This window comes from Pseudomonas moraviensis subsp. stanleyae, assembly GCF_036283065.1.
Classification (GTDB): domain Bacteria; phylum Pseudomonadota; class Gammaproteobacteria; order Pseudomonadales; family Pseudomonadaceae; genus Aquipseudomonas; species Aquipseudomonas stanleyae.
The window spans coordinates 74,314-88,382 of the sequence record NZ_JAADJI010000009.1; the positions used below are offsets into that span (position 1 = coordinate 74,314).

Annotated in this window: 12 protein-coding genes, 1 pseudogene and 1 riboswitch; of the genes and pseudogenes, 7 read left to right on the forward strand and 6 right to left on the reverse strand. The window is 61.7% G+C overall.

Annotated features, from left to right (window positions below):
* Positions 1–13 precede the first annotated feature (13 nt).
* Complete coding sequence (locus GXB78_RS17325) at positions 14–1,168, forward strand: ABC transporter ATP-binding protein (protein ID WP_064363446.1); 1,155 nt, start codon at positions 14–16, stop codon at positions 1,166–1,168.
* A 428-nt stretch (positions 1,169–1,596) separates the two neighbouring features.
* Here the strand turns inward: GXB78_RS17325 and map are convergent, their stop codons facing one another.
* Positions 1,597–2,388: a type I methionyl aminopeptidase gene (map, locus tag GXB78_RS17330; RefSeq protein WP_329516275.1), complete on the reverse strand. Its 792-nt coding sequence runs from the start codon at positions 2,386–2,388 to the stop codon at positions 1,597–1,599.
* Positions 2,385–2,612: a ParD-like family protein gene (locus GXB78_RS17335; RefSeq protein WP_007918027.1), complete on the reverse strand. Its 228-nt coding sequence runs from the start codon at positions 2,610–2,612 to the stop codon at positions 2,385–2,387. Before GXB78_RS17335 ends, map begins: the two co-directional genes overlap by 4 nt.
* Positions 2,613–2,829: 217 nt before the next feature.
* Positions 2,830–3,023: riboswitch (cobalamin riboswitch) on the forward strand.
* Positions 3,024–3,163: 140 nt separating this feature from the next.
* Between GXB78_RS17335 and GXB78_RS17340 the strand changes: the two genes are divergently transcribed.
* Genes GXB78_RS17340 through GXB78_RS17350 form a run of 3 tightly spaced genes read left to right on the forward strand, consistent with a single transcriptional unit; the run spans position 3,164 to position 5,951 of the window.
* Positions 3,164–4,177: an ABC transporter substrate-binding protein gene (locus GXB78_RS17340; RefSeq protein WP_329516276.1), complete on the forward strand. Its 1,014-nt coding sequence runs from the start codon at positions 3,164–3,166 to the stop codon at positions 4,175–4,177.
* Positions 4,174–5,190 carry a FecCD family ABC transporter permease gene (locus GXB78_RS17345; protein ID WP_329516277.1) on the forward strand — a complete coding sequence of 339 codons (1,017 nt, stop codon included), beginning with the start codon at positions 4,174–4,176 and terminating at the stop codon, positions 5,188–5,190. The genes GXB78_RS17340 and GXB78_RS17345 overlap by 4 nt, the downstream gene beginning before the upstream one ends.
* Entirely contained in the window at positions 5,187–5,951 is a 765-nt protein-coding gene (locus tag GXB78_RS17350; protein ID WP_329516278.1) for an ABC transporter ATP-binding protein, read from the forward strand. The genes GXB78_RS17345 and GXB78_RS17350 overlap by 4 nt, the downstream gene beginning before the upstream one ends.
* On the opposite strand, the gene GXB78_RS17355 is transcribed toward GXB78_RS17350, so the two are convergent.
* Positions 5,890–6,441, reverse strand: coding sequence for a GNAT family N-acetyltransferase (locus tag GXB78_RS17355; protein WP_329516279.1), 552 nt, complete (start codon positions 6,439–6,441; stop codon positions 5,890–5,892). The genes GXB78_RS17350 and GXB78_RS17355 overlap by 62 nt on opposite strands.
* A gap of 186 nt (positions 6,442–6,627) precedes the next feature.
* Positions 6,628–7,728, reverse strand: a pseudogene (locus GXB78_RS17360) (5-methyltetrahydropteroyltriglutamate--homocysteine S-methyltransferase); the annotation flags it as partial.
* A 363-nt stretch (positions 7,729–8,091) separates the two neighbouring features.
* Between GXB78_RS17360 and GXB78_RS17365 the strand changes: the two are divergent.
* On the forward strand, positions 8,092–9,468 hold the full coding sequence (locus tag GXB78_RS17365) for a pyridoxal-phosphate dependent enzyme (RefSeq protein WP_329516280.1): 1,377 nt from the start codon (positions 8,092–8,094) through the stop codon (positions 9,466–9,468).
* On the forward strand, positions 9,465–10,637 hold the full coding sequence (locus tag GXB78_RS17370; RefSeq protein WP_329516281.1) for a cystathionine gamma-synthase: 1,173 nt from the start codon (positions 9,465–9,467) through the stop codon (positions 10,635–10,637). The genes GXB78_RS17365 and GXB78_RS17370 overlap by 4 nt, the downstream gene beginning before the upstream one ends.
* Positions 10,638–10,689: 52 nt before the next feature.
* On the opposite strand, the gene GXB78_RS17375 is transcribed toward GXB78_RS17370, so the two are convergent.
* Positions 10,690–12,318 (reverse strand): ATP-binding response regulator, encoded by a 1,629-nt coding sequence (locus tag GXB78_RS17375; RefSeq protein WP_329516282.1) that lies wholly within the window; start codon positions 12,316–12,318, stop codon positions 10,690–10,692.
* 114 nt (positions 12,319–12,432) lie between these two features.
* Here GXB78_RS17375 and GXB78_RS17380 point away from each other — a divergent pair, with 114 nt between their 5' ends.
* Positions 12,433–13,035 (forward strand): response regulator transcription factor, encoded by a 603-nt coding sequence (locus GXB78_RS17380; RefSeq protein WP_329516283.1) that lies wholly within the window; start codon positions 12,433–12,435, stop codon positions 13,033–13,035.
* Between the two features lie 7 nt (positions 13,036–13,042).
* On the opposite strand, the gene GXB78_RS17385 is transcribed toward GXB78_RS17380, so the two are convergent.
* The gene (locus GXB78_RS17385) at positions 13,043–14,041 is read right to left on the reverse strand and encodes a bile acid:sodium symporter family protein (RefSeq protein ID WP_329516284.1); all 999 of its coding nucleotides are present in this window, start codon (positions 14,039–14,041) and stop codon (positions 13,043–13,045) included.
* Positions 14,042–14,069 lie beyond the last annotated feature (28 nt).

Sequence of the window (14,069 nt, forward strand, 5' to 3'; positions counted from 1 at the left end):
CCAGGAGTACGACATGAGTGCCGTGATCAAAGACGCATCCCAGCAGAACGACAAACCCCTGGTCAGCCTGCGCAACCTGAACAAGCACTACGGCGATTTTGCAGCCGTGGACAATATCTCACTGGACATCAAGGACGGTGAATTCCTCACCTTCCTCGGCTCCAGCGGCTCGGGCAAGAGTACGACGCTGTCGATGCTCGCCGGGTTCGAGACGCCGAGCAGCGGCGAGATCCTCGTCAATGGCCAGTCGCTGGTCAACGTGCCGCCGCACAAGCGCGACATCGGCATGGTCTTCCAGCGCTATTCGCTGTTCCCGCATCTGTCAGTGCGCGACAACATCGCCTTCCCTCTGGCGATTCGCAAACTGGCCGCGGCCGAACGCGAAAAGCGCGTCGACGCGATGTTGAAATTGGTGCAGTTGGAACAGTTCGCCCATCGCCGCCCTTCGCAACTTTCCGGGGGGCAGCAGCAACGTGTCGCCATCGCCCGGGCGCTGGTGTACGAGCCGCGCATCCTGCTGATGGATGAACCGCTGGGTGCACTGGACAAGAAGCTGCGCGAGGACTTGCAGGATGAACTGCGCCAGCTGCACCGGCGGCTGGGCATCACCATCGTGTACGTGACCCACGACCAGGAAGAAGCCATGCGTCTGTCGCAACGCATCGCGATTTTCAGCCACGGCAAGATCGTCGGGCTGGGCAGTGGTTATGACCTTTACCAGAATCCGCCGAATGCGTTCGTTGCGTCGTTTCTGGGCAATTCGAACTTTCTCAAGCTCAAGGCGCAAGGCAATGCGGCGGCGAGTTTCGAGGGGCAGTCGTTGTCGATTCGGCTCACCGCTGGATTGCACACTGATCAGGATGTGTTGCTGATGGTGCGCCCGGAAAAGGCCTTGGCGCTGAGCACGCAGCAGGCGCTGGATGAGCCGTTGGCGGCGGGCTGGAATGAGGTGTCGGCGAACGTTGTGGAGGTGTTGTTTCTCGGTGAGAGCCAGACCTGCAGCGTAGTGACTGCGGGCGGGACGTCGATGACGGTGAAAGCGCTGTCGGCAGCAGGTATGCCACTCAAGGCTGGCGACCCGGTGCGGGTGCGCTGGGCGACGGCGGATGCTTGCGTCTATACCGAGTGGACCGAGAGCGATTTGAACAAGGCTGCAGGTGCTCACTGATTGCGCTGAGTCAGTTGGATCTACCCCCTCACCCCAGCCCTCTCCCCCAGGGGGGCGAGGGGGAAAGGGAGCCGATCTTCATGCTGTTCAAATGTAAGTTCGACTCGGTATCGCACCTCGGCGTATCTCGCAACAACACCTCGGTCAGTCCCCTCTCCCCCAAGGGGGCGAGGGGGGAAGGGAGCCGATTTTCATGATGTTCAAAATGTAAGTTCGACTCGGTATCGCACGTCGGCGTATCTCGCAACAACACCTCGGTCAGTCCCCTCCCCCCCAGGGGGGCGAGGGGGAAAGGGAGCCGATCTTCATGCTGTTCAAATGTAAGTTCGACTCGGTATCGCACGTCGGCGTAGTACTCAAGAACACCTCGGTCAGTCCCCTCTCCCCCTGGGAGAGGGTTAGGGTGAGGGCCAGCAGCCGACGCGGTCTCAGACAATAGCGCCGTAGCCCTCAACCTCATCCGGCCACGCCGTCAGCACTTCAAACCCGGTCTCCGTCACTGCGACCATATGCTCCCACTGTGCCGACAACGAGCCGTCCTTGGTCAGCACGGTCCAGCCATCCGGCATATTCTTCACATGGCGCTTGCCGGCATTGAGCATCGGTTCCACGGTGAAGATCATCCCGGCCTTGAGCTTCAGACCCTGATTGGGAAAGCCGTAATGCAGGATCTGCGGCTCATCGTGATAGACCTTGCCGATGCCGTGGCCGCAGTACTCGCGGACCACACTGAAGCCTTCCGCCTCCGCCAGGCTCTGGATCGCATAACCGATATCGCCCAAGGTTGCGCCCGGTTTCACCGCGCGAATGCCCGCGCACATCGCGTCGTAGGTAGTCTTGATCAGGTGCTGCGCTTCGGGTGTCGCTTCGCCGACCACGTACATGCGGCTGGTGTCGCCAAACCAGCCGTCCTTGATCACGGCGATGTCGAGGTTGACGATGTCGCCGTCCTTCAACGGCGTGCCCGATGGAATGCCGTGGCAGACCACATCGTTGACCGAGGCACAGACGGTTTTCGGAAAACCGTGATAACCGACGTTGGCCGGCACGGCTTTCTGCACGTTGACGATGTAGTCGTTGCACAGTCGGTCCAGCTCATCGGTGGTCACCCCGGCCCTCACATGGGGTACCAGCATCGCCAGCACTTCGGCAGCGAGTTTGCCGGCGGCGCGGGATTTAGCGATGTCGGCGGGCGTGTTGATCTTGATCTGGTTTCTCATGCGCTGACGGCTTCCTGAGTCAGTTGTTGCAGATCCAGTCCGCCGTTCTGTTCGGCGCGGATCAGCAGGCGGCAAATGGCGCTGTGGTCAAGGTTGGGATGCAGCTCGGCGAGCATGCCGATGCGCATCCAGTGCTCGGCCTGCGCGTTGATCGAGCGGCTGAGTGCGTTGCTGGAGATGCGCAAATTCTCGTGCATGTCTTCTGAAATCTTTACGATGCCCATATCTGAATCCAATACGAAGTGTATATGGATCGTATACTAGCCAAGCTTTCAACAGGATTGCAAACGCTCCGGCATGGGAACGCGCCCGTGTAGGAGCTGCCGAAGGCTGCGATCTTTTGATCTTGATCGTCAAAGAATCAAAAGATCGTCCGATCGCGGCCCGAGCCTTCGTCAGCTCCTACAGAGGCAGATTCGGCTCCCCTTCGGCGGCCTGATCGACTACCATGCGCGCGCCGGTTTCCACTCGGAATTAATAGGGAATCCGAAATGCTTGCACAGCATCAATCGGAACTGCCCCCGCAACTGTAGGTGCCGAGCCTGCTCCTCGACTGCCACTGGGTAATCCCCGGGAAGGCCGGAGCATGGCGATGACGCATCAGTCAGGAGACCTGCCGGCACAGTGACTGACCAACCGGCGGGGTGTCCGGGAAGGACATCGTGCCGCGCGTATTTTCACCATGCCGGCCTTGCGCTGTTTCCACGACCGCGCCCGAGGTGTGTTTCCAAACCGTACCCGCCCGCTCCCGTACGGTTCCTCTGGAGACTGCCCCATGCTGCTGCCCCGCATTGCCACCCTGCTCACCTCGCTGAGCGTTTGCGCCCTCGCGCAAGCGGCGCCGACCGCGTATCCGCTCACCGTGGAAAACTGCGGCAGCAGCCTGACCTTTCAACACGCACCCACGCGCACGGTGACCATCGGCCAGGCCGGCACCGAAATGCTCTACGCGTTGGGCCTGGGCGACAAGGTCGTCGGCACTTCGCTGTGGTTCAACGATGTGCTAGGCCCCTACAAAGCGCAGAACGACAGGATCGAGCGCCTCGCCGATAACGAACCGAGCTTCGAAGCGGTGATCGGCAAGCGCCCGGAACTGGTCGCCGTCGAGCTGGAATGGATGGTCGGTCCACAAGGCGCAGTCGGCACCCGCGAGCAGTTTCATGAGCTGAAGATTCCGACCTACCTGCTGCCCTCCGATTGCGAAGCCAAGGACAACCTCGTCGGTGCGGACGGCACGCGGCTGGCGCCCTTTCGCATCGACAGCATCTACAAGGGCGTGAGCCAACTGGCGGCGATTTTCAACGTGCAGGCGCGTGGCGAACAGCTCAATGAACAGCTCAAAGCCAGCCTCGCGCAATCGATCGCCACGGCGAAAAACCAGCAGCGCAAAGACGTCAGCGCTCTGGTGTGGTTCTCCAGCGCCGAGATGGACATCGAGCCGTTCGTGGCCGGGCACAAAGGCGTCCCCGATTTCATGCTCAGCACCCTCGGCGTGCGCAACGTCGTTGAGTCGGATGAAGAATGGCCGACCGTCGGCTGGGAAACCATCGCCAAGGCCAACCCGACGTTCCTGGTCATTGCGCGCATGGATCGCAGGCGTTTCCCGGCGGACGACTATCAGAAGAAACTCGCGTTCCTGCGCAGTGATCCGGTGACGCGCAACATGGACGCGGTCAAGCACAACCGCATCATCATCCTCGACGCCATGGCCATGCAGGCCAGCCTGCGCACCTTCGATGGCCTCGCACAACTGGCCACAGCCATCAACGCCTACGACCTGTCGCAATGAGCACACGCCTGATCCGTGCACTGCTGGTTCTATTGACGCTGTCGGTCGCGCTGATCGGCGGCGTGGCCATCGGTGAGACTTCGATCGAGCCGAGCGTGGTGTTGCAGGTGCTGGCCAACAAACTCTGGGGTGGCGGTTACGTGCTCGACCCGATCGACGAAGGCATCGTCTGGAACTATCGCCTGACTCGCGCGCTGGTCGCGGCGGCCTGCGGTGCCGGTCTGGCGACTTGTGGGGTAATCCTGCAGTCGCTGCTGCGCAATCCGTTGGCCGATCCCTATCTGCTGGGAATTTCCGCTGGTGCCTCGACCGGCGCGGTGATGGTCGCCCTGCTCGGCGTCGGTGCCGGGGCAATCTCGTTGTCGGTCGGCGCCTTTGCCGGTGCGGTAACCGCGTTCGTGCTGGTGATTCTGTTGGCGCGGGTCAGCGGCTCGGCCAGCGGCACCGGGCAGATCATTCTCGCCGGTATCGCCGGCTCGCAACTGTTCAACGCCCTCACTGCGTTTCTGATTACCCGCTCAGCGAGCTCGGAGCAGGCGCGCGGGATCATGTTCTGGCTACTGGGCAATCTCGGTGGTGTGCGCTGGCCGTCGGTGTGGCTGGCGGTGCCGGTGGCTGTGTTGGGGTTGGTTGTTTGTCTGTGGCATCGCCGGGCGCTGGATGCATTCACCTTTGGCGCGGACTCGGCGGCGTCTCTCGGCATTCCCGTGCGACGCGTGCAGATTCTATTGATCGGCTGCGCCGCGCTGGTGACGGCGGTGATGGTGTCGATTGTGGGCTCGATCGGCTTTGTCGGTCTGGTGATTCCCCATGCCGCGCGGTTGTTGCTCGGCACGGGGCATGCGCGTCTGTTGCCCGCCAGTGCGCTGGGCGGCGCGGTGTTTCTGATCGCCGCCGATGTGCTGTCGCGCACCCTGATCAAGGGTCAGGTGATTCCGGTCGGCGTGATCACTGCGCTGGTCGGCGCGCCAGTGTTCGCGCTGATTCTGGTGGGCCGGAGATCGGCGCGATGAACACTGTTCTGAGCTGTGCTGGTGTGGGCTTCAAGGTGCGGGGTGCCGAGTTGCTTAACGGTGTCAGTCTCGACGTTCAGCGCGGCGAGACCCTGGGCATTGTCGGGCCAAACGGTTCGGGGAAATCCACTTTGCTGAAACTGCTCGCCGGCCTGCGCGAACCGAGCGCGGGTCAGGTGCAAATCGGCGGTCAGGCACTGGGCAAAATGTCCCGGCGCAACATCGCCCAGACGCTGGCAGTGGTTGAGCAACAGGCTGACACTGACGATGGCATCCGCGTGTTCGACGCCGTGGCGCTCGGGCGCACGCCGTGGTTGTCGGCGCTGCAACCGTGGTCGCCGGCCGATGACGCCATCGTCGAGCAAGCGCTGGTCGACGTCGACGCCGTGCACCTGCGCAACCGCCTCTGGCGCAGCCTTTCCGGCGGTGAACGCCAGCGCGTGCACATCGCCCGTGCACTGGCGCAGCGCCCGCAGATCCTGCTGCTCGACGAGCCGGCCAACCATCTCGATATCCAGCATCAACTGAGCATTCTGCAAGTGGTGCGAGCTCTGCCGGTGACTACGCTGATCGCCCTGCACGACCTCAATCAGGCGCTCAAGTGCGATCGCCTGGCGGTGCTGGAGCGCGGGCGTCTGGTCGCGCTTGGCGAGCCGCTGCATGTGCTGACGCCGGAGCGTTTACAGACGACGTTCGGGGTCAGGGCGCATTACCTGACGGACCCGTTCGATGGCGCGCAGATCCTGCGTTTTCATTCATGAGCGATTGCATGTGCGTGGTCTGCCAGAGCGGGTCTGCGTCGACCTGAACGATGGCGAAACCCTGACGCTGCCAGAACTCGATCGCACCCGGCAGAAACGGATGCGTATGCAGGTAGATCAGCTCCACGCCGTTGACTAGCGCGTGTTCCTTCAACGCGCGATACAGCGTGCCTGCAAGACCCGAGCGCCGCTGCGAAGGCAGGACGAACAGGCGCACCACTTCAACTACTTTCAGGCCGGGATACGCCAGTTGCGGGAAGCGTCGGTCATACGGCAGATAGCCGATTGAAGCGACGATCTGTCCTGCATGACGAGCGATGAGGAAGCAACCTCCGCCGTCCAGGTACACCTCGGCGAAACGCGCGAGATCGTCCGGCGTGCCGGTGGCGCTGAGTTTGGGAAACAGCTCGGCGCGAGCCTTGAGAGTGAAATCGAGGATCGCCGGAATGTCGGCTTCAGAGGCGGCTTGAATGACTGGCTGCGGGTCCATGGGTGCGGGAATCACCTGAGTTGCGGTGGGCCACAGTAACAATTACGTGCCCTGCCCGGCCATCCCAAATCACACACCCCTGTAGGAGTGAGCCTGCTCGCGATAGCGGTGTGTCATTCACCAAATAAGCGACTGACACACCGCAACCGCAAGCCCACTCACCTCTGCAAAGCGCTACGCACGCAGCGCCTGCGGCTCGCTGACCGCTCGGGCGAGCACGGCGACCTCCTCGCATTTCTGTACGGCGAACGCCAGCCAGCTTTTCAGTTCGGCATCGAGGTGGTCTTGCCGGCTCAGCTCCTCCGGGCTGTGCAGCAACGAGCAGGACGGCGCCACCCACAAGCGATCACCCAAACGCTCATGGGCATGACGCAGCGTCGCCAGTGCGTTTCGCCGATCGCAGCGCCAGACGTTACGACCGTTGACCACACCCAGCGACAGCACTTTGTAGGCCGGCAGACGATCCAGAATGGTCGGGTACTGATCCGGCGCGCGCACCAGATCGATGTGCAGGCCATCGACCGGCAGGTTCGCCGCCAGGCCAAGATTTTCTCCGAGGCCACCGAAATAGGTGGCGAGCAGTTTTTTCAGCGGATCGCGCTGGATCTGGTTGTAGGCACGTTCGAAGGCATTCTTCCAGTCCTGCGGCAGGTCCAGCGCCAGAATCGGCTCATCGATCTGCACCCATTCCACGCCCAGTGTCGCCAGCCGCGCAAAAATCTGCCCGTACAGCGGCAGCAGGCGATCGAGCAGCTCGAGCTTGTCGAAGTCGGCACCTTTGGTCTGGCCCAGCCACAGATAGGTCAACGGGCCAATGATCACCGGTTTGACGCTGTGCCCCAGCGTACGGGCCTCTGCGGTTTCTTCAAACAGTTGCTCCCATCCCAGCTGGAATTGCTGATCGACGCTGAATTCCGGTACGCGGTAGTCATAGTCGGTATCGAACCACTTGGCCATCTCTTGGGCGTGGCCGGCGCCGCTGACGCCTCGAGCCATGCTGAACAGGGTTTGCAGCGTGGCTTTGCCGTCGTGCGGACGGAAACGTTCGGGGATCACGCCGAACATCAGCGAGTGGGTCAGCACCTGGTCGTACCAGGCGAAATCGCCAACTGGCAGCAAGTCGAGACCGGCGTTTTTCTGCAAGTCCCAATGGGCCTTGCGCAGCTTACGCCCGACGTCACGCAGGCCCGCCTCGTTCAGTTCTCCTTTGCAGAACGCCTCTTGCGCTTTGTTCAGTTCGCGGTCGCGACCGATGCGCGGAAATCCAAGGGAATGGGCCAGTGCCATGAGAACAACTCCAGGTGCTTATTCGATGGCGGCCATTGTCGGGAACGGGGATGGATGAAACAAACTCAATATATTGAAGATCATCACAAGTTCCGCTCATGTACAAATAGCCGTGTAGGTGCTGCCGAAGGCTGCGATCTTTGGACCGTAGGGACGCAGAGCGTCCCGGGCTGCTTTCCCACGCGGAGCGTGGGAACGATCAGAATGCCTCAAGGCAGCATGCCGATTTCGTTCTATCGTTAGATCCAAATCGCTGGATTTTCCATGGATTAAAGGTTGCGAGGGAAGATGTCTGCGCCTAAGTTGCACGCGAGTCTTTTCCCCGCGATCGGAACGCGATCAACACCATAAAGAGGTGAAGAAATGTCGAAGGAATCACGCCCTGCCGTGCTTGGGCTGATAGGCAATACTCCGCTGGTTCAGGTCACCCGCTTCGATACCGGACCCTGCACGCTGTTTCTCAAACTCGAATCGCAGAACCCCGGCGGTTCGATCAAGGACCGTATCGGTCTGGCGATGATCGATGCCGCCGAGCGTGACGGTCGCCTGCAACCGGGCGGCACGATTGTCGAGGCCACCGCTGGCAACACCGGCCTGGGTCTGGCGCTGGTCGGCCGCGCCAAAGGCTATCGCGTGGTGCTGGTGGTGCCGGACAAGATGTCCACCGAGAAAGTCCTGCACTTGAAGGCCATGGGTGCTGAAGTGCACATCACCCGCTCCGATGTCGGCAAGGGCCATCCCGAGTATTACCAGGACGTCGCCGCCCGTTTGGCCAAGGATATTCCCGGGGCATTTTTCGCCGACCAGTTCAACAACCCGGCCAACCCGCTGGCCCATGAATGCAGCACCGCGCCGGAAATCTGGGCGCAGACCGAACATGATCTGGACGCGATCGTCGTTGGCGTCGGTTCGGCCGGCACGCTGACCGGGCTGAGTCGCTTCTTCAAACGTGTGCAGCCAGATCTGGAAATGGTCCTCGCCGACCCGATCGGCTCGGTGATGGCGCAATACAGCCGCGACGGCACATTGCCGACGCCCGGATCGTGGGCGGTCGAGGGCATTGGCGAAGACTTCATTCCGTCGATCACCGATTTGTCCAGCGTGCGTCACGCCTACTCGATCAGCGACGCAGAAAGCTTCGATCACGCCCGCCAGTTGCTCAAGGCCGAGGGCATTCTCGGCGGCTCATCGACCGGCACCCTGTTCGCTGCCGCGCTGCGTTATTGCCGCGAACAGACCGCGCCGAAACGCGTGGTGAGTTTTGTCTGCGACACCGGCACGCGCTATCTGTCGAAGGTCTACAACGACCAGTGGATGACCGATCAGGGCCTGTTGCAACGCAAGGGCTACGGCGATTTGCGCGACTTGATCGCCCGGCGCTTCGAGGACGGCCGGGTAATCAGTGTCGGCCCTGACGACACACTGCTCACGGCGTTCCAGCGCATGCGTCTGGCGGATGTTTCGCAACTGCCGGTGCTGGTCGAAGGCAAGCAACTGGTGGGCGTGATCGATGAGTCCGATATCCTTCTCGGCGTGCACGAAGACGCCGCGCGCTTCAGCCAGTCGGTGTCCAGCGTGATGACCGACAAACTGCAGACCCTCGCCCCGGCTGCGACCCTGGCCGAGCTGGAAGCGGTGCTCAGCCGTGGCCTCGTCGCGATCATCGCCGACGCCTCCGGCTTCCATGGCCTGATCACCCGCACCGACATGCTCAACCAATTACGGAGATCCCTTGCATGAGTCAGCACGACGATAAATCCCAAGGCTTCGCGACCCGGGTGATCCACGCGGGGCAAGAACCGGACCCGACCACCGGCGCGCTGATGCCGCCGATCTACGCCAACTCCACCTACCTGCAAGACAGCCCCGGCGTGCACAAGGGTTTCGACTACGGCCGCTCGCACAACCCGACGCGTTTCGCTTTGGAGCGCTGCGTTGCGGATCTCGAAGGCGGCACCCGCGCGTTCGCCTTCGCTTCAGGGCTTGCGGCGATTTCCACGGTGCTGGAATTGCTCGACGCCGGCTCGCATATCGTTTCCGGCAATGACCTTTACGGTGGCACGTTCCGCCTGTTCGACAAGGTTCGTCAGCGCAGCGCCGGGCATCGCTTCAGCTTCGTCGACCTGACCGACCTCTCGGCGTTCGAAGCCTCGCTGCAGGACGACACGCGCATGGTCATGGTCGAAACCCCGACCAACCCGCTGCTGAGCCTGTCGGATCTGGCCGCGATTGCGCGCATCTGCCGCGCGCGCGGGATCATCTGCGTCGCCGACAACACCTTCGCCAGCCCGTACATCCAGCGTCCGCTGGAGTTGGGTTTCGACATCGTCCTGCACTCGACCACCAAATACCTCAACGGCCACTCCGACGTGATCGGCGGCATTGCCGTGGTCGGGCAGAACGCCGAACTGGCGGAAAAACTCGGTTTTCTGCAGAACGCCGTCGGCGCGATTTCCGGGCCGTTCGATGCGTTCCTGACCTTGCGCGGGGTGAAAACCCTGGCGCTGCGCATGGAGCGCCATTGCAGCAACGCCCTGGATCTGGCGCAGTGGCTCGAGCAGCAACCGCAGGTCAAGCGCGTCTACTATCCGGGCCTTGAATCGCACCCGCAACATGAATTGGCCAAGCGGCAGATGCGCGGGTTTGGCGGGATGATTTCCGTCGACCTGAACAGCGACTTGGCCGGCGCACGGCGGTTTCTGGAAAACGTGCAGATCTTCGCGCTGGCGGAAAGCCTCGGTGGCGTGGAAAGCCTGATCGAGCATCCGGCGATCATGACGCATGCGACGATTCCGCCGGAGACCCGCGAGAAGCTGGGGATTGGCGATGGATTGGTGCGGCTGTCGGTCGGGGTTGAAGACGTCGAAGATTTGCGCGCTGACCTGGCGCAGGCGCTGGCGAAAATCTAGAACGCCAAAAACCACCAGACCCGCATGACGCGGGCTTGGAGGTTAGAGAGGGTTACAGGGCATTCTCGACCGCTTCGCCTTGTCGATCACGCAGGGCGCGTAATGTCGCGCGCAGCTCGGCCGGGCGCACCGGTTTCGACAGGATGGCGATCTGGCGGTCGTGCAAGGCTGCCTGGATCCTTTCGACGTCGTGGCCGGTGATGATCATCGCCGGCACGGCCCAGCCGCGTTGCCTGCGCACCTCATCGATGCACTCGATGCCTGTGGCGTGGGTGCCGAGGTCATAGTCGGCGACGATGATGTCGCAGTCGGTGACCAGATCCTCAGCTGACCATTCGGCCTGCACCACACAGCCCCAGCGCTCCAGCAAAGCCGAAGTTGCCAGCAGCACGTTGCGGTCATCCTCCACCAGGCACACCTTCAGCTCCGTCAACAGACCCGCCTGCCGCGCCTCATCGTGCACGACCAGTGACTGCGGCGCGGTGACGATTGGCAAACCGGCAAGCGTTACCGCTGTGCCGCTTCCCAACTGCGAACGCAGCGCAACTTGTACATCGATCAACTCACCGAGACGCTTGATGATCGACAGACCCAGGCCTACGCCTTCGACGTCTTTATCCCGCACTTGCCGTACCCGATAAAACTCCTCGAAGACCTTGGCCAGATGCTCTTCGGCAATGCCGTTACCGCAGTCATAAATGACGATGGCCAGCCCTGCCCCGCGTTTACGCACACCGATCAGCACTGGCCGCTGCGCGCCGTATTTGAAGCTGTTGGAGAGCACGTTCTGCACCATGGTCGCCAGTAGCGCCGGGTCGGTTCTGACCCAGTATTTGCACGGTCGCAGCCGCAGTTCGACACCCGCCCAACGCGCCGCTTCCTGATGTTGGCGGACAATGTCCGCGAGCCACTCACCGAGGTTCAGCGTTTGCCATTTTGCCTCGACCCGACCGTTATCGAGGGTGTAAAGGTCGAGAATCGAACGGAACAACTGCGAGACGTTAAGCAGCGAGCGGTCGATGTTATCGACCAGCTGTCGCTCGTCGTCGCCCAAATGCGACTCGCGAAGACAGGCAGTGAACAAGCCGATGGAATGAATCGGCTGACGCAAATCGTGACTGGCCTGCGCGAGGAAGCGCGATTTCTCCAGATTCGCCGCGACCGCTTCTTCAGACGCCTTGCGCGTACGCTCAAGCAGCAAGTGCGCGTAAAACGGAATCACCGTGCTGGTGATCAGCAGCATCAGCACCATGAACGGTTGCGCCTGCCAGTACGGCGTCAAGCGATAGACCACCAGCAGCGCTACGAGCGCCAGGCCGGTGGCAACCGCCAGATAGCGCGAGCCGTAGCGCATGCCGTTGCCGAGGTTGACCCAAACCATCACTGCGTACAGCGGCAGCGCCGCCTCGCCGCCAATCACCAGACCAAAACAGGTGCCGGTGTAATCGTGAACCATGGCGAAAATCCGTCGCGCCGGATAATGCCCCGGCCAGCGCGCAATGGCTTGGCGGAACACGATCGAGGCGAGCAGAAACAGGACAATGTAAGTGATGACCGGCAGGTAGGTATCGAAGCGATGGCCCGGCAGAAAACCCAGCACCACCATGTACACCACCGCAATGGCGGCGATGATGATGCGTAGATTGGCCTGGTCGAGTTCGGTGTTTTTCTCAAACTTCATGGGAAACGTCCTTGTGCAGCGATCGTCAGTTTCGGAAGCAGCCTACAGGCAACCTTCGCGTCCGATGCTAAGGTGCAGGCCTTGAATCACGCCTGACCCAGGGAGGGTCACGTCATGACATGCCGGATCATCATAGCCGACGATCACCCACTATTTCGCGAGGCGATGTTACGCACGGTCCTGCGTCTGCTGCCCGACGCAATTGTCGAAGAGGCCGGCGACTTCGACGCCGTGCTCGCGCTGCTGGCAGTGGGCACCGAACCCGATACTCTGATGCTCGATCTGCGTTTTCCCGGGCTGACCTGCATCACTCAGCTCGCCGACCTGCGCCAACGATTGCCGCGCACCACGCTGATCGTCGTGTCGATGGTCGACGATCAAGCGCTGATCAGTGAAGTCATGGCGGCGGGCATTGACGGCTTCATCGGCAAGAACATTGCGCCAGATGAAATCGGTCAGGCGATTCTGGCAATCCGTGAAGGCGAGGTGCTGGTGAAGTCGGCGCCGTCCGGCTTGTTGCCGCTGGAAACCGCGACGACCCTGACGCCGCGCCAGCAGGAAGTGCTGCGGTTGATCGCGCAAGGCAAGACCAACAAGGAAATCGCCCGTGAACTGGATATTTCGCCGTTCACGGTGCGCATCCATGTGTCTTCGTTGTTGCGCACGCTGGATGTGCCGACGCGGGCCGCAGCGGCGGTCAAGTATTCGGGTTTTTGAACCGCTTTTACGGGTCAACCTGCGCCATCAGGTCCGGCACCGACTCCGGCCGTTTCGCATAGCGCTGGGCCAATACCGCGCAGACCATCAACTGAATCTGGTGGAACAGCATCAGCGGCAAAATCAGCACGCCGATGGTGCTCCCGGCAAACAGTACCTGCGCCATCGGCACGCCGGTGGCCAGGCTCTTTTTCGAGCCGCAGAACAGAATGGTGATGCGGTCTTCCTGATTGAAGCCGAAGGCTTTGCCCAACAAGGTCGAGGCCAGTAGAACCAGCGCCAGCAGGATGCAGCAGACCACCACCAGGCCGAGCAATTCGAGCAACGGAATCTGCTGCCAGATGCCTTCGTTGACCGCCTCGCTGAACGCGCCATAAACCACCAGCAGAATCGAACCCTGATCAACAAATTTCAGCCAGTTCTTGTTGCGCCCTACCCACGCGCCGATCCAGCGCCGAGCGACCTGCCCGGCAATAAATGGCAGGAGCAATTGCACACTGATTTTGACGATAGCATCGAGGGTCGAACCGCCGTCGCCGTGCACGTTGAGCAGCAGCGTCACCAGCAGCGGCGTCAGGAAAATCCCGAACAGGCTGGACGCCGCCGCACTGCAGATCGCCGCCGGAATATTGCCTCGCGCCAGCGAAGTGAACGCGATGGCCGACTGCACCGTCGCTGGCAATGCGCAGAGATAGAGCATGCCCATGTACAGCTGATCGCCGATCAGCGGTGACAACAGCGGTTTGAGCGCCAGTCCCAGTATCGGGAACAGCACGAAAGTCAGGCCGAATACCAGCAGATGCAGACGCCAGTGGCCGGCGCCGGCAATGATCGATTCGCGTGACAGCTTGGCGCCGTGCAGGAAAAACAGCAGGGCAATAGCGATGTTGGTCAGCCAGCCGAAGCCGACCGCGACCTGGCCGCTGGCGGGCAGGAAGCTCGCCAGCAAGACGACGCCGATCAAGGTCAGGGTGAAGTTATCGGGCAGAAAACGTGGGCGAGTCATGCGGTTCATCCGGAGGTTGCCAGTGCGT

Coding starts and splice junctions, on each gene's coding strand:
- GXB78_RS17325 (WP_064363446.1), top strand. CDS start 14: ATGAGTGCCGTGATCAAAGACGCATCCCAGCAGAACGACAAACCCCTG.
- map (WP_329516275.1), bottom strand. CDS start 2,388: ATGAGAAACCAGATCAAGATCAACACGCCCGCCGACATCGCTAAATCC.
- GXB78_RS17335 (WP_007918027.1), bottom strand. CDS start 2,612: ATGGGCATCGTAAAGATTTCAGAAGACATGCACGAGAATTTGCGCATC.
- GXB78_RS17340 (WP_329516276.1), top strand. CDS start 3,164: ATGCTGCTGCCCCGCATTGCCACCCTGCTCACCTCGCTGAGCGTTTGC.
- GXB78_RS17345 (WP_329516277.1), top strand. CDS start 4,174: ATGAGCACACGCCTGATCCGTGCACTGCTGGTTCTATTGACGCTGTCG.
- GXB78_RS17350 (WP_329516278.1), top strand. CDS start 5,187: ATGAACACTGTTCTGAGCTGTGCTGGTGTGGGCTTCAAGGTGCGGGGT.
- GXB78_RS17355 (WP_329516279.1), bottom strand. CDS start 6,441: ATGGACCCGCAGCCAGTCATTCAAGCCGCCTCTGAAGCCGACATTCCG.
- GXB78_RS17365 (WP_329516280.1), top strand. CDS start 8,092: ATGTCGAAGGAATCACGCCCTGCCGTGCTTGGGCTGATAGGCAATACT.
- GXB78_RS17370 (WP_329516281.1), top strand. CDS start 9,465: ATGAGTCAGCACGACGATAAATCCCAAGGCTTCGCGACCCGGGTGATC.
- GXB78_RS17375 (WP_329516282.1), bottom strand. CDS start 12,318: ATGAAGTTTGAGAAAAACACCGAACTCGACCAGGCCAATCTACGCATC.
- GXB78_RS17380 (WP_329516283.1), top strand. CDS start 12,433: ATGACATGCCGGATCATCATAGCCGACGATCACCCACTATTTCGCGAG.
- GXB78_RS17385 (WP_329516284.1), bottom strand. CDS start 14,041: ATGACTCGCCCACGTTTTCTGCCCGATAACTTCACCCTGACCTTGATC.